Origin of the sequence: Streptomyces sp. NPDC048521, assembly GCF_043199855.1 — a bacterium.
GTDB lineage: Bacteria > Actinomycetota > Actinomycetes > Streptomycetales > Streptomycetaceae > Streptomyces.
The window spans coordinates 329,278-354,583 of record NZ_JBICWR010000004.1 but is presented as its reverse complement, the minus strand read 5'-3'; the positions used below and the strand labels follow the sequence as shown (position 1 = coordinate 354,583).

At 71.3% G+C, this 25,306-nt stretch carries 22 protein-coding genes and 1 tRNA gene; 4 read left to right on the top strand and 19 right to left on the bottom strand.

Translation table 11 applies throughout. The annotated features are described in order from the left end of the window. Window positions 1-314 precede the first annotated feature (314 nt). The 6 genes from ACGFRF_RS12590 to ACGFRF_RS12565 all read right to left on the bottom strand — a co-directional run bounded on the left by ACGFRF_RS12590 (window position 315) and on the right by ACGFRF_RS12565 (window position 6,133). The gene (locus tag ACGFRF_RS12590) at window positions 315-590 is read right to left on the bottom strand and encodes a DUF1876 domain-containing protein (RefSeq protein WP_393738956.1); all 276 of its coding nucleotides are present in this window, start codon (window positions 588-590) and stop codon (window positions 315-317) included. 55 nt (window positions 591-645) lie between these two features. Further along, on the bottom strand, window positions 646-1,533 hold the full coding sequence (locus tag ACGFRF_RS12585; protein WP_393738954.1) for an NAD(P)-dependent oxidoreductase: 888 nt from the start codon (window positions 1,531-1,533) through the stop codon (window positions 646-648). Window positions 1,534-1,652: 119 nt separating this feature from the next. After that, entirely contained in the window at window positions 1,653-2,498 is an 846-nt protein-coding gene (locus tag ACGFRF_RS12580) for an EamA family transporter (RefSeq protein WP_393738952.1), read from the bottom strand. Continuing rightward, window positions 2,495-3,010, bottom strand: coding sequence for a YbaK/EbsC family protein (locus ACGFRF_RS12575; RefSeq protein ID WP_393738950.1), 516 nt, complete (start codon window positions 3,008-3,010; stop codon window positions 2,495-2,497). The genes ACGFRF_RS12580 and ACGFRF_RS12575 overlap by 4 nt, the downstream gene beginning before the upstream one ends. Window positions 3,011-3,179: 169 nt before the next feature. Beyond that, on the bottom strand, window positions 3,180-5,399 hold the full coding sequence (locus ACGFRF_RS12570) for an MMPL family transporter (RefSeq protein ID WP_393738948.1): 2,220 nt from the start codon (window positions 5,397-5,399) through the stop codon (window positions 3,180-3,182). A 131-nt stretch (window positions 5,400-5,530) separates the two neighbouring features. Continuing rightward, window positions 5,531-6,133 (bottom strand): TetR/AcrR family transcriptional regulator, encoded by a 603-nt coding sequence (locus ACGFRF_RS12565; RefSeq protein ID WP_393738946.1) that lies wholly within the window; start codon window positions 6,131-6,133, stop codon window positions 5,531-5,533. Between the two features lie 163 nt (window positions 6,134-6,296). On the opposite strand from ACGFRF_RS12565, the gene ACGFRF_RS12560 reads away from it, so the two are divergent. Continuing rightward, the gene (locus ACGFRF_RS12560) at window positions 6,297-9,749 is read left to right on the top strand and encodes a S41 family peptidase (protein ID WP_393738944.1); all 3,453 of its coding nucleotides are present in this window, start codon (window positions 6,297-6,299) and stop codon (window positions 9,747-9,749) included. A 156-nt stretch (window positions 9,750-9,905) separates the two neighbouring features. On the opposite strand, the gene ACGFRF_RS12555 is transcribed toward ACGFRF_RS12560, so the two are convergent. The 4 genes from ACGFRF_RS12555 to ACGFRF_RS12540 form a co-directional block, all read right to left on the bottom strand. Then, window positions 9,906-10,196, bottom strand: a complete 291-nt coding sequence (locus ACGFRF_RS12555) for a hypothetical protein (RefSeq protein ID WP_393738942.1) — start codon at window positions 10,194-10,196, stop codon at window positions 9,906-9,908. Between the two features lie 93 nt (window positions 10,197-10,289). Continuing rightward, window positions 10,290-11,174 carry an SDR family oxidoreductase gene (locus ACGFRF_RS12550; protein ID WP_393738940.1) on the bottom strand — a complete coding sequence of 295 codons (885 nt, stop codon included), beginning with the start codon at window positions 11,172-11,174 and terminating at the stop codon, window positions 10,290-10,292. Next, window positions 11,171-12,124: an alpha/beta fold hydrolase gene (locus ACGFRF_RS12545; protein WP_393738938.1), complete on the bottom strand. Its 954-nt coding sequence runs from the start codon at window positions 12,122-12,124 to the stop codon at window positions 11,171-11,173. The genes ACGFRF_RS12550 and ACGFRF_RS12545 overlap by 4 nt, the downstream gene beginning before the upstream one ends. Next, on the bottom strand, window positions 12,121-13,689 hold the full coding sequence (locus tag ACGFRF_RS12540) for a flavin-containing monooxygenase (RefSeq protein ID WP_393738936.1): 1,569 nt from the start codon (window positions 13,687-13,689) through the stop codon (window positions 12,121-12,123). Before ACGFRF_RS12540 ends, ACGFRF_RS12545 begins: the two co-directional genes overlap by 4 nt. 152 nt (window positions 13,690-13,841) lie before the next feature. Here ACGFRF_RS12540 and ACGFRF_RS12535 point away from each other — a divergent pair, with 152 nt between their 5' ends. Further along, window positions 13,842-14,501, top strand: coding sequence for a MerR family transcriptional regulator (locus tag ACGFRF_RS12535; protein ID WP_393739359.1), 660 nt, complete (start codon window positions 13,842-13,844; stop codon window positions 14,499-14,501). Between the two features lie 22 nt (window positions 14,502-14,523). Here ACGFRF_RS12535 and ACGFRF_RS12530 read toward each other — a convergent pair whose 3' ends face one another. Then, on the bottom strand, window positions 14,524-15,327 hold the full coding sequence (locus ACGFRF_RS12530) for an exodeoxyribonuclease III (RefSeq protein WP_393738934.1): 804 nt from the start codon (window positions 15,325-15,327) through the stop codon (window positions 14,524-14,526). Window positions 15,328-15,405: 78 nt separating this feature from the next. Here ACGFRF_RS12530 and ACGFRF_RS12525 point away from each other — a divergent pair, with 78 nt between their 5' ends. Then, window positions 15,406-15,882, top strand: a complete 477-nt coding sequence (locus ACGFRF_RS12525) for a GNAT family N-acetyltransferase (RefSeq protein ID WP_393738932.1) — start codon at window positions 15,406-15,408, stop codon at window positions 15,880-15,882. Window positions 15,883-15,931: 49 nt separating this feature from the next. On the opposite strand, the gene ACGFRF_RS12520 is transcribed toward ACGFRF_RS12525, so the two are convergent. From ACGFRF_RS12520 to galU, 7 genes are all read right to left on the bottom strand, one after another. Beyond that, a tRNA-Ala gene (locus ACGFRF_RS12520) sits at window positions 15,932-16,005 on the bottom strand. Between the two features lie 93 nt (window positions 16,006-16,098). Then, a complete protein-coding gene (gene glpR / locus ACGFRF_RS12515; RefSeq protein ID WP_393738930.1) occupies window positions 16,099-17,331 on the bottom strand; it encodes a gephyrin-like molybdotransferase receptor GlpR in 1,233 nt (410 codons plus the stop codon). Window positions 17,332-17,516: 185 nt separating this feature from the next. Further along, the gene (locus ACGFRF_RS12510) at window positions 17,517-18,146 is read right to left on the bottom strand and encodes a GNAT family N-acetyltransferase (RefSeq protein WP_393738928.1); all 630 of its coding nucleotides are present in this window, start codon (window positions 18,144-18,146) and stop codon (window positions 17,517-17,519) included. Between the two features lie 20 nt (window positions 18,147-18,166). Beyond that, entirely contained in the window at window positions 18,167-18,667 is a 501-nt protein-coding gene (locus tag ACGFRF_RS12505; protein WP_393738926.1) for a molybdenum cofactor biosynthesis protein B, read from the bottom strand. Further along, window positions 18,664-19,176, bottom strand: a complete 513-nt coding sequence (moaC, locus tag ACGFRF_RS12500; protein WP_393738925.1) for a cyclic pyranopterin monophosphate synthase MoaC — start codon at window positions 19,174-19,176, stop codon at window positions 18,664-18,666. Before moaC ends, ACGFRF_RS12505 begins: the two co-directional genes overlap by 4 nt. 125 nt (window positions 19,177-19,301) lie before the next feature. After that, window positions 19,302-20,624 carry a gephyrin-like molybdotransferase Glp gene (gene glp, locus ACGFRF_RS12495; RefSeq protein WP_393738923.1) on the bottom strand — a complete coding sequence of 441 codons (1,323 nt, stop codon included), beginning with the start codon at window positions 20,622-20,624 and terminating at the stop codon, window positions 19,302-19,304. Beyond that, complete coding sequence (gene galU / locus ACGFRF_RS12490; RefSeq protein WP_393738921.1) at window positions 20,621-21,532, bottom strand: UTP--glucose-1-phosphate uridylyltransferase GalU; 912 nt, start codon at window positions 21,530-21,532, stop codon at window positions 20,621-20,623. The genes glp and galU overlap by 4 nt, the downstream gene beginning before the upstream one ends. Before the next feature lie 96 nt (window positions 21,533-21,628). On the opposite strand from galU, the gene ACGFRF_RS12485 reads away from it, so the two are divergent. Beyond that, complete coding sequence (locus tag ACGFRF_RS12485) at window positions 21,629-22,249, top strand: 5-formyltetrahydrofolate cyclo-ligase (protein ID WP_393738919.1); 621 nt, start codon at window positions 21,629-21,631, stop codon at window positions 22,247-22,249. Between the two features lie 112 nt (window positions 22,250-22,361). On the opposite strand, the gene ACGFRF_RS12480 is transcribed toward ACGFRF_RS12485, so the two are convergent. Continuing rightward, window positions 22,362-25,136, bottom strand: a complete 2,775-nt coding sequence (locus tag ACGFRF_RS12480) for a penicillin acylase family protein (protein WP_393738917.1) — start codon at window positions 25,134-25,136, stop codon at window positions 22,362-22,364. Between the last annotated feature and the right edge of the window lie 170 nt (window positions 25,137-25,306).

Here is a 25,306-nt window from a genome sequence, read left to right as displayed (position 1 = left end):
GGCGGGGGCTGGGCGGGCGTGCGCACGTCGGCGCGGGGAGCATCGGCGCAAGCCGCATCCGCATCCGCATCCGCATCCGCATCCGCATAGGGTGCATCTGAGTAGGGCCCATCGACGCAAGCCGTATCCGCGCATGGGCGCCTTGACGCAATGCCGTATCCGCGCAGGGCGCCTTGACGCAAGCCGCGTCGGCGCGGACGAGTCAGCGCAAGCTCCGCGCCGGGCGCATCCGCATCGGCGCAAGCCGTATCCGCGCCGGGCGTGCGCTCAGGGCGTGCGCTGTCCCTCGCGGCAGGGTGTCCTGCGGCCCCGCGTCATACGTGGATCGGGTGCGAGGTCCGGCCGGATTCCGCGTCGATCTCCTCGTGGGCCTTGGTCAGCAACTGCATGGCCAGTTCGTTGAGGGCGCGGGCGCCGGCGATCTCCTCGCCGACCCGGGGCTGGTTGGAGTCGACGCGGTGCCGGCTGGCGCGGCCGTGCGCCCGCACCTCGGTGCCGTCGGGCAGACGCACCATGGCCACCGCGCGCGTGTGCTGATCGTCCTCCATGAACTCCAGCTCGATGTGCCATCCCACAGCGGTGTGCATCATGTCGACCACCTCCGTTGACCGCTGCTTCCAGGGTGCGCCCGGCCACCCCGGCCCGTCATGTCGACGTCGGCTCGAAGCTGGCGAAGTACGCGGCGGCCATGTCCTCGTCCGCATGGCCCTGGGCGGCGGCGCGGGCGAGCCGTTCGGCGGTCGCTTCGGCGACGTCGAGCCGCACGCCCTCCCGTTCGCCGGCCTCGACGATGAGCCGGGCGTCCTTCTCGGCGGTGGTCACCGCGAACGACGCCGGGGAGAGCTTGCCCTCGATGACCAGCGCGGCCTTGGCGCGCAGGTAGCCCATGTCGAGCGGTCCGCCCTCGATGAGGTCGAAGAACTGGTGCGGGTCGACACCGAGGGCCTTCGACAGGGCCAGCACCTCGCCGGCCGCGGCGGTGGCCGCGAGGACCCAGCTGTTGGCGACCAGCTTGAGCCGGCTGGCGCTGCCCGCTCCCCCGTCGTCCCCGGTCCACACGGTCTTGGCGCCCACCGCGTCGAAGACCGGCGCGACCGTCTCCCGGCCCGCCTCGGGCCCTGCGGCCAGCACGGTCAGCTGACCGGCCTCGGCGGGTTGGCGGGTGCCGAGGACGGGGGCGTCGTAGAAGACGAGCCCGTGCTCGCGGGCGAACGCCGCCAGGTCGGTGACCAGGTCGGTACCGGCGGTGGTGCACTGCGCCCACACCGCGCCGGGACGCAGTGCCGGGGCGGCCTCGCGCATGACCTCCAGGACGGTGTTGCCGTCGTAGAGCATGGTCAGGACGACATCGGCGCCCTCGACGGCCTCGGCGGGCGTGTCCGTGACCCGGGCGCCGTCGGCCGTCAGTGGCTCGGCCTTCTCCCGGGTGCGGTTCCAGGCGCGGACGTCGAGTCCGGCACGGCACAGGTTGCGGGCCATCGCGGCCCCCATGATGCCGGTGCCCAGAACGCTGACGGTCGGCTTGTCGGTCATTGACGGCTCCCTGTCGTCCGGTTGCTGCCTCGTGGTCCGACGACTTCTTCGTACGCGGCCCCTGTCATCTTCGTACGGACGCGGGCCGGACGGCGGCCCCGGGCGCGCTCCGCCCCGCGCTACCCGGCGTGCAGCATCAGCCCGATCCCCACGACCAGCAGGCCCGCCGCCGCGATCCGGGGTGCTCCGAAGCGCTCCTTGAACAGCAGCGCCCCGATGGCCGCGCCGACGATGATGGACGACTCGCGCAGGGCGGCGACGGGGGCGAGTTCGGCGCGGGTCTGCGCCCACAGGACCAGGGCGTACGCGCCGACGGACAGGGCCGCTCCGAGCAGGCCGAGGGCGGCGTACGGGCGGAGCAGCCGGACGGTGTCACCCCGCGCGCGTGCGTACATGTAGGCGGGGATGACGGCCCCTTGGACGGCCATGAGCCAGGCGATGTACCCGAGCGGCGCGTGCGCGGCACGTACGCCCAGGCCGTCGATCACCGTGTACGCGGCGATCGTCAGCCCGGTCGCCAGGGCCGCTCCGACGGCCGCCCAGTCGGGCCGGCCGCCGCGCAGCCCCCACAGGCCGACGCCGGTGAGACCGACGCAGGACACGGCGATGCCGGCCATCGCCCAGGCACCGGGGACCTCGTGCGCGAAGACGGCGGCGAGCACGGTCACGACGAGCGGCGCGCTCCCGCGCGCGAGGGGGTACGCCTGCCCGAAGTCGCCCAGCCGGAAGGAGGTCATCAGCAGGGCGTAGTAGGCGATGTGCACGGCCGCCGAGGTCAGTAGGAACGGCCAGGCGGGCCCGGCCGGGAACGCCACGAACGGCACCGCCGCGAGCCCGATCAGCAACCCGCCACCCGAGATGAGGGTGAAGCCGACCAGCTTGTCGGTGATCCGGTGGGCGATGGCGTTCCAGCCGGCGTGGGTGACGGCCGCGAGCAGGACGGCCGCCGCGACGAGCGGCGTCACGCCCTGTGCTCGCGTACGTCCACCAATGTGGCGCCCGCGTGGGCGACGAGTTCCTTCGGCTCGATCGGGAAGACGGTGTACGGCGTGCCGGCCGCCGCCCACACCAGGTCGTGCGCGAGGAGCGAGCGGTCGGCGAGGACACGCGTGCGCGTGCGGTGCCCGAAGGGGGGCACGCCGCCGATGGCGTACCCGGTGGTCTCGCGGACCACGCCGGCGTCGGCCCGGGTGACCTTCCCGGCGCCCAGCTCCCGCCGCACCCGTTCCACGTCCACGCGCGAGGCCCCGTCCATCAGGACCAGCACCGGCACGCCGTCCGCGGCGAAGATCAGGGACTTGCAGATCTGGCTCAGTTCGCACCCGATCGCGGCGGCGGCCTCGGCGGCGGTCCGGGTGGCCTCCGGGAACCGCCGGGTGCGCGCGAGCACATCGTCCAGGCCGAGCGCGCGCAGCGCTTCGGCGAACCGGGGGTGGGCCCCGCACTCTTCGGCGTCAGTGGCGGCTGTCGTCGTCATGGACGGCACGCTACGGCATCGTCCGAGCCGCGCTCACGGGCATTTCGGCCGCCGGTCCGCCCGGTTCCGGGAGTGATCACCCGGACGGTCGCGCAGGACGGGAAAGCCGGTGAGGGTGCAGCCCCGTCCCCACGGGCACCCTCACCGGCCGTCTTTCACGAGCGGTACGTCAGGCGCGTACCAGCTCCCGCTCCTCGTCGGGGTCGGCGTCCCTGCGGTCCGCGTGCGCGCGCAGGCCCTCGCCCTCGACATCGACGTTGGGCAGCGCGCGGTCCAGCCACTTCGGCAGCCACCAGGCCCGCTTGCCGAGCAGGGCGAGCACCGCGGGCACGATGGCCATGCGGACGATGAACGCGTCGAAGAACACGGCGATCGCGAGGCCGAAGCCGATCATCTTGACCATCGACTCGCTGGAGCCGATGAAGCCGGAGAAGACGGCGATCATGATGACCGCGGCGGCCGTGACGACGCGGGCGCCGTGCCTGAACCCGGTCACGACGGCCTGGTGGGGCTTCTCCCCGTGGACGTACGCCTCGCGCATGCGGGTCACGAGGAAAACCTCGTAGTCCATGGCGAGACCGAAGACGACACCCACCATGAAGATCGGCATCATCGACATGACCGGACCGGTCTCCTCGACGTTCATCAGGCCCGAAAGCCAGCCCCACTGGAAGACCGCGACCACGGCGCCGAGGGCAGCCATCACGCTGAGCAGGAAGCCGAGGGCCGCCTTCAGCGGGACGAGGATCGAACGGAAGACCACGATCAGCAGGAGGAAGGCCAGGCCGACGACCAGGGCGAGGTAGGGCAGCAGGGCGTCGTTCAGCTTCTGCGAGACGTCGATGTTCATCGCCGTCGCACCGGTGACCAGGACCGTGGAGTCGGTCTCCGCGGCGATGTCCGTGCCCTTGTCACGGATGGCGTGCACCAGGTCCTCGGTCGTCGTGGAGGACGGCTTGGACTTCGGGACGACGGTGATCGTCGCGGTGTCGCCGGCCTTGTTGGGCGCGGCCGGGGTGACCGTGACGACGTTCTTCAGGCCCTTGATCTCGTCGCCGACCTTGGTGAAGGCCGCCTTCGGGTCGTCGCTGCCCTTGGCGTCGACGACGACCATGAGCGGGCCGTTGAAGCCCGGTCCGAAGCCCTCGGAGAGCAGGTCGTAGGCGCGGCGCTGGGTGGTCGAGACCGGCTGGGAGCCGTCGTCGGGGAGGCCGAGTTCGAGGGAGGCGGCCGGAACCGCCGCCGCGCCGAGCCCGATCACGCCGAGCAGGAGGACGGCGACGGGGCGCCGGACGACGAAGCTCGCCCAGCGGGTGCCCATGTTCGGCCGGCCCGGCTTCTTCGGCGCACGGCCACCGCCGAGCAGCTTGCTCTTCTCACCGGCCGGCTTGATCCTGCGGCCCGCGTAGCCGAGCAGCGCCGGGATCAGGGTGAGGGCGATGAGGACCGCGAGGGCGACCGTGCCCGCGGCGGCCACACCCATCTTGGTCAGCATCGGGATGTTGACCACGGACAGGCCGACCAGGGCGATGACGACGGTCAGGCCGGCGAAGACCACCGCCGAGCCCGCCGTACCGACGGCGCGTCCGGCCGCCTCCTCGCGTGCGCGGCCCTCGGCGAGTTCGGCGCGGTAGCGGGAGACGATGAAGAGGGCGTAGTCGATGCCGACGGCGAGGCCGATCATCGAGGCCAGGGTGGAGGTGGTCGTGCCCAGGTCCAGGGGGCCGGCGAGCGCGGTGATCGTGGAGACGCCGATGCCGACGCCGATGATCGCGGTCAGCAGCGGGAATCCCGCCGCGAGCAGCGAGCCGAAGGTGATGACGAGGACGACCGCGGCGATCGCGATGCCGATGATCTCGCTGGAACCGGTCTCGGGCGTCGCGTTCAGCGCGTCACCGCCGATCTCGACGGTCAGGCCCGCGTCCCGCGCGTCCTGCGCGGCCTCCTTCAGCGCGTCGCGGGAGGAGTCCTCCAGCTCCATGCCGGAGACCTTGTACTTCACCGAGGCGTAGGCGATGGTGCCGTTCTTGCTGACGGCGTGCCCGGTGTAGGGGTCGGTGACGGAGGCGACCTCGGAACCGCTCCCCAGTTCCTTGACGGTCTTCTCGACGGCCGCCTTGTTGCCGGCGTCCGTCATCTTCTCTCCGCTGGGCGCCTTGAAGACGACCCGTGCGGTGGCGCCGTCGGCGCTCATACCGGGGAAGCGCTGTTCCAAGAGGTCGAAGGCCTTCTGGGCCTCGGTACCGGGGATGGAGAAGGACGTGTTGCCGGCGGCCGGCGCGGAGGCGGCGCCCACCCCGGCGAGGGTGAGCAGCGCGACCCATATGAGGGCGACGAAGTGCCGTCGCCGGAAGGCGAGACGGCCGAGTTTGTAGAGGAACGTGGCCACGGAGGCGTACTCCCGGTCAGTCGTTGGGTTCAGCTGGGCAGGGGCGATCAGCCCGACGACGTGAGCGGTGACGTCAGGTGGTGGGCTTGCTGGGGAGGGGGATCGGTGACCGATCAGGTGGATCGGAGGGATCAGGTGGTGGGGACGCCGAGGGCGGGGAGGACCACGGCGTCGATGTACGACAGAAGGAAGGCCTGTGTCGGCGGCTGCTCGTCGATCAGGGTGCGGGCGGCGAACGCGCCGATCATCATGTGCACCACGAACCCGGTCGCCGGATTGTCCGCACGGACCTCGCCCCGGTCGACCGCCCGTTGCAGCACATGCCGGAACTCCGACAGCTCCGGCTCGATGAGATGCTCCCTGAACGCCTTCAGGAGGTCGGGGTTGCCGTGCATCGCCATGGCCAGCCCCCGCATCAGCGCGGCGTTCTGCTCCATCTCGCAGTCGTCCGCACGCAGCGTGAGGGCGTGCAGGTCGCCCTTGAGCGACCCGGTGTCGATCTCGCCGACCTTCACCGGCTTGTTGTGCCGCACGGCTCTCGCCACCAGTTCGGCCTTGCCGCCCCACTGGCGGTAGAGCGTGGCCTTGCTGGACCGGGTGCGAGCGGCCACGGCGTCCATGGTGAGGGCGTCGTAGCCGACTTCCCGGAGCAGGTCGAGCACGGCCTCGTACAACTCGGCCTCGCGCTCGGGCGTGATCCGACTGCGACGCGCCGTTGCGACGACCTCGGTCATGCCAGTCACCTTCCCGCTCCGGAGTTTCCTGCTTCCTACACCCCTGAAGATACCCTGAGGGCTTGCGAAACGAAACCGTTTCGTACGTGCGCTGGCTCACGCCTGTCGGGTTTCCATAAGCTCACGAGTTGCTGGGGTCCTTTGCCCGGAAAAGCATGGGGAGGTGAGCTATCTGCGCCTTCCCCACCTCAACGGCGACCTGCTGTGCTTCGTGGCCGAGGACGACCTCTGGCTGGCCCCCCTCGACGCCCCGGGCCGCGCCTGGCGGCTCACGGCGGACCGGACGAAGGCCGGCCACCCCCGTTTCTCGCCCGACGGCCGCCAGATCGCCTACACCACCTGGCGCAGCCTGGTCCCCGAGATCCACCTCGTCGGCGTCGACGGCGGACCCACGCGGCAACTGACGTACTGGGGCAGTGCCGACACGCAGGTGTGCGGGTGGACCCCGGACGGCGACATCCTGGCCGTGGCCTCCCACGGTGAGCCCTTCTCGTACTTCACCTGGGCCTACAAGGTCCCCACCGAAGGCGACCCGGGCGGACGCCTGCCCTGGGGACCGGTGGCCGACATCCAGGTCGCCGACCTCGACGGCGAGCGCAAGACCCTGCTGCTCACCGGCACCCCGCCGCACGAGCCGGCCGCCTGGAAGCGCTACCGGGGCGGCGCCATGGGCCGGCTCTGGCTGCACGGGCAGCGCCTCCTGCCGGACATCGGCGGCCATCTGGCCTGCCCGATGTTCGTCGGCGGCCGGATCGCCTTCCTCTCCGACCACGAGGGCGTCGGCAACCTGTACTCCTGCGCGTACGACGGCACCGACCTGCGCCGCCACACCGACCACGACGCCTTCTACGCCCGGCACGCCGCCACCGACGGCACGCGCGTGGTCTACCAGTGCGCGGGCGACCTGTGGCTGGTGGACGACTTCTCGCCGGCCGGCGCACCGCGCAAGCTCGACATCCGGCTCGCCGGACCGGCCACCGGCCGCCGCAGGTACCCGGTGCCGGCCGCGCAGAACGTCGACGGCATCTCCGTGGACGAGACGGGCCGGGCCGGCGCCGTCGTCGTACGCGGCAGCCTGTACTGGCTCACCCACCGCGACGGCCCGGCCCGTACGCTCACCGACACGCCCGGCGTCCGGGTGCGGCTGCCGGAGATGCTGGGCTCGACCGGGCAGGTCGCGTACGTCACGGACGCCGAGGGAGAGGACGCCGTCGAGATCGCCCAGCTGCCCCGCGCGACCGGCGACCGCGCACCCCGCAGGCTGGCCTCCGGCGACCTGGGCCGGGTCCTGGAGATGGTCTGCGACCCGCTCGGCGAGCGCCTCGCCATCGCCTCCCACGACGGACGCCTGCTGCTGATCGACGTGACGGAGGGCGCGGGCGAGGAGGGCGGGGAGGGCGCCGAGTTCTCCAACGCCTCGAACATCTGGGAGGACGCTGCGGGCACGGAGAGCACGGGGGGCCCTGCGGGCACGGAGAGCACGGGCTCGGAGGAAACTGCCGGCTCGAAAAGCACCGCGGAGTCGGACGGCACAGGTGACTCCGACGGCACCGCGGAGTCGGAGGGCACAGCCGGCTCGGGTGGCTCGGGTGGCTCGGGCGGTGTCGTGACCGAGGTGATCCGCTCCATCAACGGCCCCGTCCGTGACCTCGCCTTCTCCCCCGACGGCTCCTGGCTCACCTGGTCCCATCCCGGCATCGGCCGCTCCCTGCGCCAGATCAAGCTGGCCCGCATCAAGGACCGGCTGATCGTCGACGTGACGAACGGCCGGTTCGAGGACGAGAACCCCGTCTTCACCCGCGACGGCCGCTATCTGGCGTTCCTCTCCTGGCGCGGCTTCGACCCGGTGTACGACGTGCACACCGGTGATCTGTCCTTCCCGCTCGGCTGCCGCCCCTATCTGGTCCCGTTGTCCTCGGCGACCCCCTCCCCCTTCGCCCTGAATCCCGAGGGCCGCCCCGCCGCCGGCGGGCTCGATCCGCTCGAGGAGGAGGAGACCGGTGAGGGCGGCACGGTGACCGTCGAGGTGGAAGGACTGGCGAGCAGGGTCACGCCGTTCCCGGTCATCGCCTCGAAGTACTCCGCGCTGTACCCGGTCGCGGGCGGCGGACTGGTCTGGCTGCGCTGGCCGATCTCCGGCGCGCTCGGCGAGACCTTCGCCAGTCCGGACGACACCACCGGCCGCCCAACGCTCGAGTACTTCAACATCAGCAAGGCCAAGAAGTCCGAACTCGTCGGTCACCTCGACTGGTTCGCGGTCAGCGGCGACGGCACCCGGCTGGTCGTCGTCGACGAGGGCGACCTGCGGGCCGTGCCCTCGACCGAGGCCGGTGACCTGGACACCACCGTCTGGATCGACCTGCGCCGCATCCTGCACGTGGTCGACCCGCCCGCGGAGTGGCGCCAGGCCTACGAGGAGGCCGGACGCCTCATCCGCGCCTACTTCTGGGACCCCGGCATGTGCGGCATCGACTGGGACGCGGTGCTGGACCAGTACCGGCCGCTGGTGGACCGGGTGGCCTCCCCGGACGAGTTCGCCGACCTGCTCCGCGAAGTCCTGGGCGAGCTGGGCACCTCCCACGCCTACGTCACCGCCGCCCGCCGCAACGAGGGCCCGCCGCACTACCAGCGCTGGCAGGGACTCCTCGGCGCCAACTTCGTCCGCCGCGACGGCGGCTGGATGGTCAAGCGCATCCTGCCCGGCGAGTCCTCCGACTCCAAGGCCCGTTCACCGCTGGCCGGCACGGGCATCCGCGAGGGCGCCGTACTGACCCACGTGGACGGCCGCCCGGTCGACCCGGTCACCGGCCCCTACCCCCTGCTCGCCGGCTCCGGGGGTACGACCGTGGAGCTGACGTTCACCCCGGCGGAGGGCGAGGCCGGGCACGCCCGGCGCGTCGCGGTCGTCCCGCTGATCGACGAACGCCCCCTGCGCTATCAGGACTGGGTGGCCAAACGCCGTGCCGTGGTCCGGGAGTTGAGCGGGGGCAAGTGCGGCTATCTACACATCCCCGACATGGGCGGCTCCGGCTGGGCCCAGTTCAACCGCGATCTGCGCATGGAGGTGTCCCGGCCCGCGCTGATCGTGGACGTGCGCGGCAACGCCGGCGGCCACATCAGCGAACTCGTCATCGAGAAGCTCACCCGCAAGATCCTCGGCTGGGACCTGACCCGGAACGCGCAACCGGTGTCGTACACCTCCAACGCCCCCCGCGGCCCGGTGGTCGCCCTCGCCGACGAGGCGACCTCCTCGGACGGCGACATGATCACCGCGGCCTTCAAGCTGCTGAAGCTCGGCCCGGTCGTCGGCCAGCGCACCTGGGGTGGCGTGGTCGGCATGACCGGCCGCCATCGCCTGGGCGACGGCACGGTCATCACGGTGCCCATGAACGCGGCCTGGTTCGAGGCCTACGGCTGGTCCGTGGAGAACCACGGCGTCGCCCCCGACCTGGAGATCATGCGCACCCCCCTCGACTGGGCGGAGGGCCGCCACGCCCAACTCGACGACGCGGTCCAACTCGCCCTGGACCTCCTGGAAACCGCCCCGCCGGCGATCCCACCCGGCCACAGCGACGTTCCCGACCGCTCCCGCCCCGCGCTGCCGCCACGGCACTGAGGCGGGAACCACGACACCGAGGGACGCGCTGCGCGACCGGCCCCCGGCCCACCCGTACCCGGCAACGCACTCCCACCGGCCCGGCACAAAAGCGCAGGGCACCCTCCGTCGAAGGAGGGTGCCCCACGCAGAACGGGCCAGAGCCGAGCGCAGCGACTAGGCGTCGTAGTCCCGGTCGAAGCGGTCGTCCATCTCCTGCTCCGTGTCCTCGATGTCGCGCATGTTCTGGCGACCACGCTCGGACTGCGGCTGCTGACCACGCTGCGGCTGCTGACCACGCTGCGGCTGCTGGCCACGCTGGGGCTGCTGGCCACGCTGCGGCTGCTGACCGCGCTGCGGCTGCTGCTGACCGCGCTGGCCGGCACGCTCACGCGACTGACCGAGCTTGTCCTTGGCCTGGTCCTGCCACTCGTTGGCCTTGTCCTGGAACTGGTCCTTCATACCCATGTGGGTTCACTCCTGTGGTGAGTGAGGGTGGAGATTGACCCCTTGGTGGGGCCTCGACCAGATTCACACGGCCGAACACGGAGTGCATGTCGATCAGTTACGGTGCGTAGCCCGGGCCGCTTCATCGGCCGCTCCACCTGCGCCGACGAGCCCGGAGCGCATCCCTTGCAGCCGGGGCGCGAACCGCTTCATCTCGCGCTGGCCGACCGTCCCGATGAGCGCCGGGAGGTATCCGCGCATGCCCTGCATGCCGCGCAGCCACCACTGTCCGTACACGTGCGCGGAGCGCCGCTCGATCCCGGCGACGAGCCGGTCCACCGCGGGGCCCAGCGGGTACGTCTTGTTCGACGGCCACGGCAGCCGTTGCCGCAGCTCGCGCATGACGTCGTCCTGGTCGGCGCCGCGCACCATGTCGGTGTCGGTCCAGGACAGGTACGCGACACCGACGCGCACGCCCTGGTAGCCGACCTCGGCCCGCAGACTGTGCGCGTACGCCTCCACGCCCGACTTGGACGCGCAGTACGCCGTCATCATCGGCGCCGGGGTGATCGCGGCGAGCGAGGCGATCTGGAGCAGATAGCCGCGGCTCTCGAGGAGCACCGGCAGGAACGCGCGGGCGGTCACCGCCGAACCGATCAGGTTCACCTCGATCACCCGCCGCCAGGCCTGGGGATCGGAGTCGGCGAACGGACCCCCCGTCGCCACACCGGCGTTGGCGACCACGATGTCGACCTTCCCGAACCGCTCCTTCACCTCCCGCGCCACCCGGCTCATGGTCTCGTGGTCGGTGACGTCGGCGTGCCAGTACGCGCTCTCGCTGTGCAGCCGACCGGCGACCTCCTTGAGCGCCTCCTCCTCCAGTCCGACCAGTGCCACCTTCGCGCCGCGCGCGGAGAGCTTGCGCGCCAGCAACTCGCCGACGCCGCGCGCCGCTCCGGTGACGACCGCGACCTGCCCCTCGAGGCTGACCCTGCTCATGCGCCCTCCTTGATCCGCGCCGGGGTGGAACCGTGCTCGGGGTTGGCCCCCGTGACGTAGGTGGTGACGAGGTCCCGGATGGTGCGGAGCACCGGTTCGGGAGCCTCGATCGGGGTCATGTGGCCGATGCCGGGCAGCTCGGCCAGGCCGACGCAGTTCGGCAGCGCGGCGACCAGCGCATGGGCGTGCACGGGGGGCGTGAGCCGGTCCGACGCGCCGTGCAGCACCGCGGTGGGCGCGTGCAACTCCCGTACGCCGTGGTCGAGATCGAGCGCTTCCAGAACGGCGGCCCAGGCATGGCGCACGGCGCGCGGGCAGGCGTGCACGATCCGCGCGCACGCCTCCACCATGTGCGGAGCCGAACCGGCGCCCATGGTGGCGTACTTGAGGACGCGCTTCGCGAGCGGCGTGACCGGTCCGAGGGGAGCGCGCGAACCGAGGATGCGGCCGGTGATCCAGGTGCGCACGCGTCCGGCCCGCAAGGGCACCACACGTGACTCCGCGACCAGCCGCGAGCTGCCGGTGCTGCACAGCAGGACGGCGGCGGCGTGCTCGCGCAGACGGGGGCGCGTGGCGGCGGCCATGACGGTCATGCCGCCCATGGAGTGGCCGACGATCAGGGCCTTCTCCCCGCGCCCGAGCGTCTGCGCGAGCACCGCTTCGAGATCGTCCGCGAGCGCCTGGGTGGTGCACGCCGGGCTCGCGGGACTGCGTCCGTGCCCCCGCTGGTCGTAGGTGATCACCCGGTGGTCGGCGGCCAGGTCCCGTATCTGCGCCGCCCAGAAGGCGGTCGAGCAGGTCCAGCCGTGGGCGAGGACGACGGGGGGCGCGTCCTCGGGCCCGTGCACCTCGACGTGCAGTCGCGCGCCGTCGGCGGAGACGACGGTGAGTGTGCGGGACGGGACGGGCGGGGCGTACGGGCCGGAGGCCACGGCGGAGAACCGGCTCATGCGGCGCCCTCGCTCTGCCTCTCGGCGACCGCCGTCCTGTGCTGCTCGTCGGCAACGCCCGTCTGTTTCGCGGCAGCACCCCTCCGCTTCTTTCCGGTCCTCCGGATGACCTCGTACTCCGCCAGGTCCACGCGCCGGGTCGCGCGCCGGAACTCGGTCGTCGTACCGGGCCAGATGGTGGTGTTTCGGCCACCGGCGTCCAGGTACCAGCTGGTGCAGCCGCCGGTGTTCCACACGGTCCGCTTCATGCGCTCCTGGACCCGGTGGGTCCACGCCTCGACGGCGCCGGGCCGGGCGTCGAGGGCGGTGCGGCCGCCGAGGACGTCGAGCTGGCGCAGGTAGTCGGCCATGTAGTTCAGCTGGGACTCGATCATGAGGATCATGGAGGAGTTCCCGAGGCCGGTGTTGGGCCCGATGATCGTCATCCAGTTCGGGAAGCCGGCGGCCGAAGCGCCGCGCAGCGCCTGCATGCCGTTCTTCCAGGACTCGGCGAGTGTGACGCCCTCCGTGCCGACCACACGCTCGGCGATGGGCATGTCCGTGACGTGGAAGCCCGTACCGAAGATGATCGCGTCCACCTCGGCCTCGGTGCCGTCGGCCGCGACGACCGTGGATCCGCGGATCTCGCTGAGCCCGCTCGCGACGACGTCCACGTTGGGCCGGGCGAGCGCCGGGTAGTACTCGCTGGACAGCAGGATCCGCTTGCAGCCGATGCGGTAGTCGGGGGTCAACTTGGCGCGCAGGGCCGGGTCCTTGACGGCGCGCGCCATGTTGCGTTTGGCGAGCTGTTCGACCAGGCCGAGTTCCTCGGGATGCTTGGTGAACGCCTGCACCTGCAGTTCCCGGATGCCCCACAGCAGTCCGCGCCGCAGTCGGCTGGTGAAGGGCACCGACCGGTGCAGCCACCGCTCGGCGCCGCTGATGGCGCGGTCGACGCGGGGCATCACCCACGGCGGGGTGCGCTGGAAGAGGGTGAGGCGGCCGACCTGCGGCTGGATGGCGGGCACGATCTGGATGGCGGAGGCGCCGGTGCCGACCATGGCGACGCGCTTGCCGCGCAGGTCGTAGTCGTGGTCCCAGCGCGCGGAGTGGAACACCTTGCCCGGGAAGGACTCGAGCCCCGGGATCTCGGGGATCTTCGGGTCGGACAGCGGCCCCGTGGCGGAGACGACGACATCGGCGGTCAGGGAGCCGCGCGTGGTCTCGATGTGCCAGCGCAGGTTCTCGGCGTCCCAGGTCATCAGCTTGACCTCGGAGTCGAAGCGGATGTGCGGACGCAGACCGAAGAGGTCGGTGACGTGCTCCAGGTAGGCGCGGATGTGCCGCTGCCCGGAGAAGGTCCGCGGCCACTCGGGGTTGGGCGCGAAGGAGAAGGAGTACAGGTGGGAGGGGACGTCGCAGGCGCACCCGGGGTAACTGTTGTCCCGCCAGGTGCCGCCGACGCTGTCGGCCCGCTCCAGGACGACGAAGTCGGTGATCCCCTCCCGGCGCAGCCGCACGGCGGCCCCCAGCCCGCCGAACCCGGACCCGATCACCGCCACCCGTACATGCTCGTGCTCGGCCATCCCGAAGCCTCCACGCATCGCCTTGGACTCTGCCAGTGAACACTGGCGCAATGGGACTGTAGAGCAGCTCCGTACCGAGCGGTAGGGGTCGGGGGCAGGAAGTTACCGGCGGTACAACATAGGCTGCGGACGTGGCAGAGGACGCTGAACACCTGGCAGCCAGGCGCGAGTACCGCATGGAGGAGTTGGCCCGTCTGGCCGGCATCACCGTGCGCACACTGCGCTTCTACCGCGAGCGCAAGCTGCTCCCGCCGCCCCGTCGCGAGGGCCGCATCGCCTGGTACGACGACCACCACCTGGCGCGGCTGCGCACCATCGCCGCCCTGCTGGAGCGCGGTCACACACTGAACGGCATAGCGGAACTGGCCGAGGCCTTCGACCACGGCCGCGATGTCGCCGACCTCCTGGGCGTCGGCACTCCCACCGAGGAGGAACCGGTCCGCCTCACCCCCGAGGAACTCGCCGCCCGCTTCGAGGGCGAGGTCACCCCCGAGAACCTCGCCGCCGCCATGGACCTCGGCTACCTCGGCACCGACGGGGACGAGCTCGTCCACATCAGCCGCCGGCTGCTGGACGTCTCCTCCGCGCTGGTCCGCGAGGGCATCCCGCTCGCCGAGGTCCTCGCGGCCGGTTCCCGCGTCCGTGAACACGCCGACGCCCTGGCCGGACTCTTCGCCGACCTGATCCTGCGCCACGCCCCCGAGGAGGACCTCCACCGGCTGCGCCCGCTCGCGCGCAGCGTGGTGGAGGCGGAACTCTCCCTGGCACTGGACCGCCGGATCAGCAAGGACAGGAAGGACACGGGCGGCTGAGGACCCGCTCCCGCAGCTCGCCCTACAGGTCGTAGACGACGGTCACCGGCGCATGGTCGGACCAGCGCTCGGCGTGCGTGGCCGCCCGCTCGACGAAGCCCTTCACGGCCTTGGCCGCCAGGCCGGGGGTGGCGACGTGGTAGTCGATGCGCCATCCCGTGTCGTTGTCGAAGGCCCGCCCGCGGTACGACCACCAGGTGTACGGCCCCTCGACCTCGGAGTGCAGGGCACGCATGACGTCGACGTAGCCGCCCTCCTCGGCGGCGAACACCCGGCCGAGCCATTCCCGTTCCTCGGGCAGGAAGCCGGAGTTCCTGGTGTTGCCGCGCCAGTTCTTGAGGTCGGCCTGCCGGTGGGCGATGTTCCAGTCGCCGCAGACGACCACCTGGCGCCCGTCGGCGGCGGCCCGCTCGCGCAGTTCCTTCAGGTGGGCGAGGAACTCGCCCATGAAGCGGACCTTCTCGTCCTGCCGCTCGGTGCCGACCTCACCGGAGGGCAGATAGAGGGAGGCGACCGTCACACCGGGCAGATCTGCCTCGACGTAGCGCCCGCTGCCGTCGAACTCGGCCGAGCCGAAGCCGACCCGGACCCGGTCGGGCTCGCGCCGCGTGTAGAGGGAGACGCCCGCGCGCCCCTTGGCGGCGGCCGGGGCGTGCACGACGTGCCAGCCGTCGGGCTGCCGGACCTCCTCGGGCAGCTGATGCGGTTCGGCGCGCACCTCCTGCAGGCACACGACGTCCGCGGAGGTCTGGGCGAGCCACTCCACGAAGCCCTTCTTGGCGGCGGCCCGCAGCCCGTTCACGTTCACCGAGGTCACAGTCAGCACCAGGGCACGATACCGGCACACTGGTCGGAGTCATCAAAGCCCGAGACCCATCGCCTGCATAGAAGTACGATGCCCAGCATGAATATACGCCCTGTCCGCTTCGATCACCCCGACGCCGTCAAGCTCAACGACGAGGTCCAGGCCGAGTACCACCTGCGCTACGGCGACGGCGGCGACGCCACGCCCCTGGACCCCGCGGACTTCGACCCGCCCCGGGGCGTGTACCTGATCGCGTACGACGAGTACGACCGCCCCGTCGCCACCGGCGGCTGGCGCAGCCAGGACCGCAACGACGAGGGCAACGAGGACGGCGACGCCGAACTCAAGCGCATGTACGTGATCGAGCAGATGCGCGGCCGGGGCCTCGCACGCCGCATGCTCGCGGCCCTGGAGGAGGACGCCCGCATGGCCGGCCGCGTCCGTATGGTGCTGGAGACGGGCACCAAGCAGCCGGAGGCCATCGCGCTGTACACCGCCAGCGGCTACGAGCCGTGCGCCAAGTTCGGCTACTACCGCCACTACGAGGACAGCCGCTGCTTCGCCAAGCGGCTGTAGACGCGATGAAGCCCCGGTCGGTTTCTGCCGACCGGGGCTTCATGATGCGTGGACCTGAGGGGATTTGAACCCCTGGCCCCCTCGATGCGAACGAGGTGCGCTACCGGACTGCGCCACAGGCCCTTGCAACGAGTGAAACTCTAGCATCCCCATCCGGGTGCTTGGAAATCCGTTCCCGGACTGGTCAGGGGCGGGCTTCCCGTCGCGTGACCGCCGTCACTCGTTGGCCGCGCGCGGGCGGTCGCCGTCCTCGTACTGGTCGAAGAGGGGCGTGCGACCGCGCTCGCGGGCCCGGCGGGCGGAGGCGGCCCGGCGCGCGTCGCTGCGGCCGTCCGCCGGCCTGTCCCCGGACGCGGGCGCTTCCTCGCCCGACTCCGCCTCGGGTGCGTGACCCGCCTCGTGCTCCGGCGCGACGGAGCTGGAACGCGCCGAACTCCATGTGTCGGGCGCCCCCAGATCCACGTCGGCGGTGGCACGCGGCGCGACCGGCGCGGTCACGTACGTCGGCAGCGGCACCGGCACCGGGTCCCAGCTGTCTCCATGACCGGGCCGCCGCTGCCGCTCACGCTGCTGGTCGACCCACTCGGCGTGGTCGGTCTGCTCGACGAGGGCGCGCCGGTCCGCGGCGAGCGCGGACATGCCTGTGTCCGTTCCGGTCTCCGGGCCCTCCTCCGGTTCGTCCGCACCGGGACCCGCGCCGAGGGGCGCTCGCCGACGCGGCTGGCGCTCCCGCTCGCGCAGACGCTGGGCCGCGACCTCGGCCCGCCGGCGGTCCATCTGGTAGGCGAAGCGGCGGCGTTCCTGGGCGCGCAGATAGGCGATGTACGCGCTGAGCAGCACGGCCGGCACGCCCGGCACCCACAGGAAGGCGAGCCCCCCGACGGCGGCGACGATCGCGCCGAGGGTGAAGGCGAAGAAGAGCATCACGGTGGTGCGCCGACGGCGCGCGAGCACCTTCGAGCGCTGAGCCCGCGCTGCGGCCGTCTGTGCCGAGGGTGGCCGCCGCGGGGCCGGCACGCGCTTCTGCGCGGGCACGGATACGTGTTCGCGTGCGCCGGAGGAGTGGTGCCCGGGTGCCGGGACTGACGGGGGCGCCGGGGCGGTGTCCTGGTCGTGCGCCGGTTCCGCGCTCAGGGGCGCCTCGGGCTCGGCCTCCGCACGGACCTGACGGCGGGTCGGAGGCACGGCGAAGGCCCGGACGTCCACCGAGTCGGTGACGGCGTCCGGATCACCGGCGTCCGGCTCCCCCTCCTGGGCGGAGCGCGCCCGCAGGTCCCTGGCGTATCGGCGCTCCATGCCCGCCCTTCCGGACAGCAGCCGGATGGCGGTGCTGAAGCGTTCCGTCGGACGGGCCTCGTTCAGCTCGTCCTGCCTACGGAGCCACATCGGCACCAAGTAGGCGGCCCAGGCCCCGACAATGACTGCGTAGATGAGGCCGCTGCTGCTCACGTCTCACACCGTAGAGGGGTTTGCGTGAGGCCATCTGCCAATTGGGCCGGTGTGTCGCACGATCTGGCTGATATTTCCAGCTTTTTTTGCGGCCGATGCGATCAGAGGACCGTCGGAGCCGTGAATTCAATGCCCTGAGACGGTCAACGGTCGATCAATTTCGAACACACATTCAATTCCGGGGGCTAGGCGGGATTCCCCGGCGTGTTCTGCGGGCGCTGCGCCTCCCGAGAGCGTGCCCGCCGCCAGCGCGTGAGCAACCCGTCGGGCACCTCTTCCGCGGTGAGCGCGTAGACCAGATGGTCGCGCCAGGCTCCGTCGATGTGCAGATAACGCGGCCGCAGCCCCTCCTCGCGGAATCCGAGTTTCTCCACCACCCGGCGGCTCGGCCTGTTCTCGGGGCGAATGCAGACCTCGATGCGGTGCAGACCCACGGCGCGGAAACAGTGGTCCACCGCGAGCGCGACAGCCGTCGGCATCACCCCGCGACCCGCCACCGCCTCGTCCACCCAGTAGCCGACATGCCCCGAGCACATGGACCCCCAGGTGATCCCGGCGACCGTCAACTGCCCGACGAGCCGCCCCTGGTACTCGATGACGAACGGCAGCATCCGGCCCGCGCCGGCCTCGGAGCGCAGATGCCGGACCATCTGCCGGTAGGTCGGCCGGTGCGCGATCGGTCCGCTCGGCGTGGGCGGCGGTATGGTCGCCTCCCACGGGCGCAGCCAGTCCCGGTTGCGCCGGTTCACCTCGCGCCAGGCCCGCTGGTCGCGCATCTTTATCGGCCGGAGGACGACATCGCCGTCCCCCAGCACGACAGGCCAGGAAGGGCTGTTCAGCTCGCACCCCCACTACCGGGTCCGGGGTGGTCACCGCCGCGCAGCTGGTCGACGGCGTGGACCAGCAGCGGCTCCAGCACGGCCAGGCCGTCCTTCACCCCGCCCGTGGAACCGGGCAGATTGACGATCAGGGTCCGCCCCGCGACCCCGGCCAGGCCACGGGAGAGCGCGGCGGTCGGTACCTTCTCCCGTCCGAACGCGCGGATGGCCTCCGCGATGCCCGGCACCTCGTGATCGATCACCGCGCGGGTCGCCTCGGGCGTGCGGTCGGTGGGCGAGATGCCCGTGCCGCCGGTGGTGACGATGGCGTCGTACCCGGCCTCGACACCCGCGCGCAGCGCCGCCTCCACGGGGTCCCCGTCGGGGACGACCCGAGGCCCGTCGACGGCGAACCCGAACCTCTTGAGGCCGTCGGCGATCAGCGGGCCGCCCTTGTCCTCGTAGACGCCCGCGGCCGCCCTGTTGGAGGCGGTGACCACCAGAGCGCGGTAGGTCATGCCCGGCTCCAGTCGCCCGACTTGCCGCCCGTCTTCTCCTCCACCCGCACGTCCGTGATGACCGCTCCCTTGTCGACCGCCTTGACCATGTCGATCACGGTGAGCGCGGCGACCGTCACGGCGGTGAGGGCCTCCATCTCGACGCCCGTGCGGTCCGTGGTCCGCACGGTGGCCTGGATCTCCACGGCGTCGTCCGCGACCGACAGGTCCAGTTTCACACCGGACACCGACAACGGATGGCACAGCGGGATCAGGTCCGGGGTTCGCTTGGCACCCATGATGCCCGCGATACGCGCGGTGGCCAGGGCGTCACCCTTGGGCACCCCCTCTCCGCGCAGCAGCTCGATCACGCGGGGCGATACGAGGACGCGGCCGCTGGCGCGGGCGGTGCGCGCGGTCACGTCCTTCCCGGACACGTCGACCATGCGGGCCGCGCCCGCCTCGTCGATGTGCGTCAGTCGGTCCTGCACAGGGGATCCGGGGGTCTCCCCCCGGGAAGGCACAGTCATGGTGTGTGGCGCTCCCGGTCCGGGCCCGTCGCAGTGCGGTGCACGGGCCTGTTGTGCGCGACACGCTACCGCCCTGCCGGCGCGCGCACGGGACCAGGATCGCCCTGGGGACGGGCATGCGCGCGTCAGCCGAGCAGCACGACCTCCACCTCGGTGCCGGGCTCGGCGGATTCCACGTCCTCGGGGACGACGATCAGCGCGTCGGCCTTCGCCAGCGCGGCGATCAGGTGGGAGCCCGCGCCGCCGACGGGGGTCACCTCGCCGTCGGTGTACGCGCCGCGCAGGAACTGGCGCCGCCCCTTGGGCGAGCGAAGCACCCTGTCCGCCTTCAGCACGGCCCGCACGCGCGGGCGGTGGAGGTCCGCAAGGCCCATCAGGGCGCGGATGGCGGGGCGGACGAACAGCTCGAAGGAGACGTACGACGACACGGGGTTGCCCGGCAGGGCCAGCAGCGGCGTGTGCTCGGGGCCGATGGAACCGAAGCCCTGGGGCTTGCCGGGCTGCATGGCGAGCTTGCGGAACTCGATGCCGCCGCCCGCCTCGTCGGCGTCGCCGACGTGCGACAGCGCCTCCTTGACGACGTCGTACGCGCCGACGCTCACCCCGCCCGTGGTCACCAGCAGGTCGGCCCGGATGAGCTGGTCCTCGATGGTGGAGCGGAGGGTCTCGGCGTCGTCGGCGACCGCGCCCACCCGGTAGGCGATGGCGCCGGCGTCACGCGCGGCGGCGGTGAGGGCGAAGCTGTTGGAGTCGTAGATCTGGCCGGCGGCCAGTTCCTCGCCGGGCTGGACGAGTTCGCTGCCGGTGGACAGGACGACCACGCGCGGGCGCGGGCGCACGCGTACCGTGCCGCGGCCGACCGCGGCGAGCAGCGCGATCTGGGGCGGTCCGAGGATCGTCCCGGCCTCCAGGGCGAGGTCGCCGGCCCGCACATCGCTGCCCTTGGCGCGCACGTGCGCGCGTGCCTCGGCCGGGCGGTGCACGCGCACGTGTCCCGTCGCGCCCTCGGGGGCCAGGCTGCGCGCCCGCATGCCGCTCACCGGGCCCTCGCCGAGCCCGCCGTCGGTCCACTCGACGGGCACGACGGCCTCCGCGCCCGGCGGCAGCGGGGCGCCGGTCATGATGCGGGCGGCCTGGCCGGGACCGACCCGGACCAGGTCGGCCGCGCCCGCCGCGACGTCCCCGACGACCTCCAGGACGGCCGGGAACTCCTCCCCGGCGCCCTCGACGTCCGCGACGCGCACCGCGTACCCGTCCATGGAGCTGTTGTCGAACGGTGGCAGCGACACCGGCACCATGACGTCCTCGACCAGGACGCAGCCCTGGGCGTCGAGGAGTTGCAGCTCGATGGGTTCCAGGGGGCGGACGGTCGAGAGGATGTCCTCCAGGTGCTCGTCCACCGACCACAGGTCGTCCGGGCCGGCGGGGCGGGTCGCGGCGCTGCTCAAGACTGCTGCATCTCCTCGGCTACGTAACTGCGAAGCCAGGTCCGGAAGTCCGGGCCCAGGTCCTCACGTTCGCACGCGAGTCTGACAATGGCACGCAGGTAGTCGCCACGGTCCCCGGTGTCGTAGCGGCGGCCCTTGAAGACGACGCCGTGCACCGGGCCGCCGACCTTCTCGTCCTGGGCGAGCTGCTGGAGGGCGTCGGTGAGCTGGATCTCGCCGCCGCGACCGGGCTCGGTCTTGCGCAGTATGTCGAAGATGTGCGGGTCGAGCACGTAGCGGCCGATGATCGCGTAGTTCGACGGGGCGTCCGCCGGGTCCGGCTTCTCGACCAGGCCCGTCACCTTCACCACGTCACCGTCGGCGGTGCTCTCCACTGCCGCGCAGCCGTAGAGGTGGATCTGCTCGGGCGCGACCTCCATGAGCGCGATCACGCTGCCGCCGTGCTGCTCCTGGACCTCGATCATGCGCTTGAGCAGCGGGTCCCGCGGGTCGATCAGGTCGTCACCGAGGAGCACGGCGAAGGGCTCGTGGCCCACGTGCGGCGCGGCGCACAGCACGGCATGACCGAGACCCTTGGGGTCGCCCTGGCGCACGTAGTGCATGGTGGCCAGATCGCTGGACTCCTGCACCTTCGCGAGCCGCCCGGCGTCACCCTTCTTCTGCAGGGCCGACTCCAGCTCGTAGTTACGGTCGAAGTGGTCCTCGAGGGGGCGCTTGTTGCGTCCGGTGATCATGAGCACGTCGTCGAGCCCCGCCGACACGGCCTCCTCGACCACGTACTGGATCGCGGGCTTGTCAACGACCGGCAGCATCTCCTTGGGAGTGGCTTTGGTGGCCGGCAGGAACCGGGTACCGAGGCCTGCTGCGGGGATGACAGCCTTGCTGATCACGGGGTGCGACTGAGTCATGCCCGCAACCTTATCCGGTGCCTTGGAGGGGAATCCGTGGCTCCCGGTTGGTTGACCCTTATATGACTGCATTAAGAAAAGGGGCGAGAACGACCAGTGGAACACGTCGGACGCGCGGGCCAGCCTGACAAGCGGACGTTGCGGCAGGGATTCCTCGCGGCGAGGAGCGGGTTGACGGAAGATGACGTCCGCGAGGCGGGCCGCGCGCTGGCCGAGCGCGCCCTGGAACTGCCCGAGCTGGCGCGTGCGCGCACGGTGGCGGCGTACGTCTCCGTGGGGGGCGAGCCCGGCACGCTCGCCCTGCTGGACGCGCTGCGCGCGCGGGGCGTGCGTGTCCTGCTCCCCGTGCTCCTGCCCGACAACGACCTGGACTGGGGCGAGTACGCCGGCCCGGACTCCCTCGCGCGGGTCCGACACGGCGGGAGGATGGCCCTGTTCGAGCCCTCCGGCGAACGTCTCGGTCCGGACGCCGTGACGGACGCGGACGTCGTCCTGCTGCCCGGGCTCGCGGTGGACGCACGCGGGATGCGCCTGGGCCGCGGCGGAGGCTCGTACGACCGCGTGCTGGCCCGTCTGCAGCGCGCGGGCTCGAGCCCCCGGCTGGTGGTGCTGCTGTACGACACGGAGGTCGTCGCGCGCGTCCCGGTGGAGGCGCACGACAAGCCGGTGCACGCGGTGGTGACGCCTTCCGGCGCGCGCCGGTTCGCGAGCGGCTGACCGGGCGCCGGCCCGCCCCTCCCCCGTAGGCGCGGCGTCCCGCCGTCCCCGTGGAAAAGGGCCCTCCACGCGCGCGTGGAGGGCCCTTTTTTCCGTGGAGTGGCTCAGCGGCTCACGGCTTGAGGACGAGCGTGTCGCTCGTGCTCTTGTCGACCGCCTTGTCCGAGAACGACCAGGGCAGCAGCTCGCCCTTGGCCCACTTGCCCGTCTGGTCCGTGTAGTGCGCGCTGTACGCGTGCCCGGAGGCACCGGTCAGGTTGATCCACTTGGACTTGTCGAGGTCGGCGAGGTTGACGACCATCCGCATGGACGGCACCCAGACGACGTTGTAACCGCCGGCGGCGTTCCAGCCGCTCGCGTTCACGGTGGCCTCGCCGCCGCTGAGCTTCCAGGGGCCGCGGTTCAGCACGTACTGCAGGATCTTGGGACCCTCGGTGCCGAGCGTCTGGTTCTTCAGGAACAGGCGGTGCAGCCGGCCCCAGCTCCAGGTGTCGATGTCCTTGCCCAGCTTGGCGGTCAGCTCCCAGCGGGCGTCGCTCATGGCGCGGGCCAGGAGCTCGTCGCGGTTGTGCAGGGCCGGCCGGGTACCCGACTTGGGCGTCTTCCACCAGTCGCTGTCCGGCTTGTCCAGCAGAATGCGCACGACCTCGAACCAGCGGTCGCCGCCGTCCGGCTGCGCCTGGTCGGCGTCACGCCGGCCGCACTCGCGGACCTTGCTGTCGTCGTCCAGCGGGCCGGTGCTGTCGACCTTGTCGACCCACAGGCACTGTCCCTTGACGCGCAGTTCCTTGGGGAGCTTGTTGCCGAAGGCGAGCTTGAGGATGTTGCGCCAGACGGCGTTGAAGTACGCGGCGGCCGCGGAGTCGGCTTCCTGGGTGTAGTCCCAGCCTTCCAGCAGCTTCTGCGCCTGGCGGACGTCCGGGTCGGCGAGGTTGAGCTTCAGCAGCCTGGGCACGAGGAGCTTGGCGATCTCGCTGCTGTTGTCCAGCTGCATCTGCCGCATGTCGTCGGTGGAGATCTTGCCGCCGTCCTTGATCTTGGACTCGATCAGGTCGGTGATGCGCTGGCTGCGGGCGCCGTAGCCCCAGTCGGTGGTGAGCGTGTACGGGTACTTGTCCTTGTCGATCACGGCCTGGTTGGCGGTGACGATGTAGCCGCGCTCCGGGTCGTACTCGTAGGGCAGCTCGTCCTGCTTGATGAAGCCGGTCCACTTGTACTTCGAGTCCCAGCCCGGCGCCGGGAGGGAGCCGTCGTCCGAGGAGGAGCGGGTGGGGATCTTGCCGGGCAGGGTGTAGCCGATGTGCTGGGAGTCGGCGTAGATCAGGTTCTGCGAGGGCACGTCGAACAGGGCGGCCGCCGCCCGGAAGTCGCTCCAGCTCGCCGCCTTGTCGAGGGCGAAGACGGCGTCCATGGAGGTGCCCGGGTCGAGCGCGGTCCACCTCAGGGCGATGCCGTAGCCGTCACCGCGGTCGGGGGCCGCGGTGTTGACGGCGGCCTTCTTGCCGACCTGGACGAGTTCGTCGTCACGGTCGGACAGCAGCGGCATCCCGTCCCGGGTCTGGCGGACGACGATCGACTTGGACGCACCGCCGGCGACCTTGATGGTCTCCTCGCGGGTCTTGAACGGCCGGACCTTGCCGTCGTACAGGTAGCCGTTGGCGGTCACCTTCTCCAGGTACAGGTCGGTGACGTCGACCCCGGAGTTGGTCATGCCCCAGGCGATCTTCGCGTTGTGGCCGATGATCACACCGGGCATGCCGGCGAAGGTGTAGCCGGTGACGTCGTACTGGCACTTGTCGGAGACGGTCCTGCAGTGCAGGCCCATCTGGTACCAGACCGACGGCAGCGACGCCGACAGGTGCGGATCGTTGGCGAGCAGGGGCTTGCCGGTGATGGTGTACTTCCCGGAGACGACCCAGGAGTTGGAACCGATGCCCTGGCCGTTCACGCCGACGGCCGTGGGGACGTCGTCGAGGACGTCGTAGAGGCCCGCCAGCTGGCTTGTGAGGCCCGATCCGGCCGTGCCCGAGGCGGAGGAGCCGGTCGTGCCCGTCGTGCCCTGAGCGGAGCCTGTGGCGCCGCCCTGCTGGAAGGTCCCGGTCAGCTCGCTGTACTGGCCCTCCTGCACGATCGGCTTGTTGCGGCTGTAGGGGTACGGCGGGTACAGGTCCTGGATCTGCTGCGGGCCGAGACGGCTGGTCATCAGGGCGCGGTCGATCTCGTCCTGCATGTTGCCGCGCAGGTCCCAGGCCATGGCCTTCAGCCAGGAGACGGAGTCGACCGGGGTCCACTTCTGCGGCTTGTAGTCGTTGGTGAAGCCCAGGGCCGCGTACTCCAGGGAGATGTCCTTGCCGTCCTTGCCCTGGAGGTAGGCGTTGACCCCCTTGGCGTAGGCCTGGAGGTACTTCTTGGTGGCGGCCGACAGCTTGGTGTCGTACTCCTGCTCGGCGATCCGGTCCCAGCCGAGGGTGCGCAGGAACTCGTCGTTCTCGACCTGGCTCTTGCCGAACATCTCCGACAGGCGCCCGGAGGTCATGTGACGGCGCACGTCCATCTCGTAGAACCGGTCCTGCGCCTGGACGTAGCCCTGCGCCATGAACAGGTCCTCGTCGGAGGAGGCGTAGATCTGCGGGATGCCGTAGCCGTCCCGCTTCACGTCGACCGGCCCCGACAGGCCGTCGAGCGTGATCGAACCCGTGGTCTGCGGGAAGGAGGCGCGCACGGTGCTGATCGACCAGTACGCCCCGTACGCGATGCCTCCGATGATGGCCAGCACCAGCAGGAGCACGACCGATCGGGCTTTGCGCCCCTTCTTCCTGCCGGACGTGACGGACGTGGCACCCGTGGTGGCGGTGTCACCCGTTGTGGCTGTGGTGTTGGGGGGCATCGCTGTCCTTGCTGTCCTAACGCGAGCGGCAGGTCGGGCTGTGACTTTGAATGAGCGCTGGAGCAACCATAGGCGCAGGGCCCTGTCCCACTTGACGCGGAGTCGGGAACCAGCGCGCACGAGCGTTCGATCTTGCCTCGACAAGCGTCAAGAAATCGTCAAGAGTTAGG

Coding starts and splice junctions, on each gene's coding strand:
- ACGFRF_RS12590 (WP_393738956.1), bottom strand. CDS start 590: ATGATGCACACCGCTGTGGGATGGCACATCGAGCTGGAGTTCATGGAG.
- ACGFRF_RS12585 (WP_393738954.1), bottom strand. CDS start 1,533: ATGACCGACAAGCCGACCGTCAGCGTTCTGGGCACCGGCATCATGGGG.
- ACGFRF_RS12575 (WP_393738950.1), bottom strand. CDS start 3,010: ATGACGACGACAGCCGCCACTGACGCCGAAGAGTGCGGGGCCCACCCC.
- ACGFRF_RS12565 (WP_393738946.1), bottom strand. CDS start 6,133: ATGACCGAGGTCGTCGCAACGGCGCGTCGCAGTCGGATCACGCCCGAG.
- ACGFRF_RS12555 (WP_393738942.1), bottom strand. CDS start 10,196: ATGGGTATGAAGGACCAGTTCCAGGACAAGGCCAACGAGTGGCAGGAC.
- ACGFRF_RS12550 (WP_393738940.1), bottom strand. CDS start 11,174: ATGAGCAGGGTCAGCCTCGAGGGGCAGGTCGCGGTCGTCACCGGAGCG.
- ACGFRF_RS12545 (WP_393738938.1), bottom strand. CDS start 12,124: ATGAGCCGGTTCTCCGCCGTGGCCTCCGGCCCGTACGCCCCGCCCGTC.
- ACGFRF_RS12540 (WP_393738936.1), bottom strand. CDS start 13,689: ATGGCCGAGCACGAGCATGTACGGGTGGCGGTGATCGGGTCCGGGTTC.
- ACGFRF_RS12525 (WP_393738932.1), top strand. CDS start 15,406: ATGAATATACGCCCTGTCCGCTTCGATCACCCCGACGCCGTCAAGCTC.
- ACGFRF_RS12505 (WP_393738926.1), bottom strand. CDS start 18,667: ATGACCTACCGCGCTCTGGTGGTCACCGCCTCCAACAGGGCGGCCGCG.
- moaC (WP_393738925.1), bottom strand. CDS start 19,176: ATGACTGTGCCTTCCCGGGGGGAGACCCCCGGATCCCCTGTGCAGGAC.
- galU (WP_393738921.1), bottom strand. CDS start 21,532: ATGACTCAGTCGCACCCCGTGATCAGCAAGGCTGTCATCCCCGCAGCA.
- ACGFRF_RS12480 (WP_393738917.1), bottom strand. CDS start 25,136: ATGCCCCCCAACACCACAGCCACAACGGGTGACACCGCCACCACGGGT.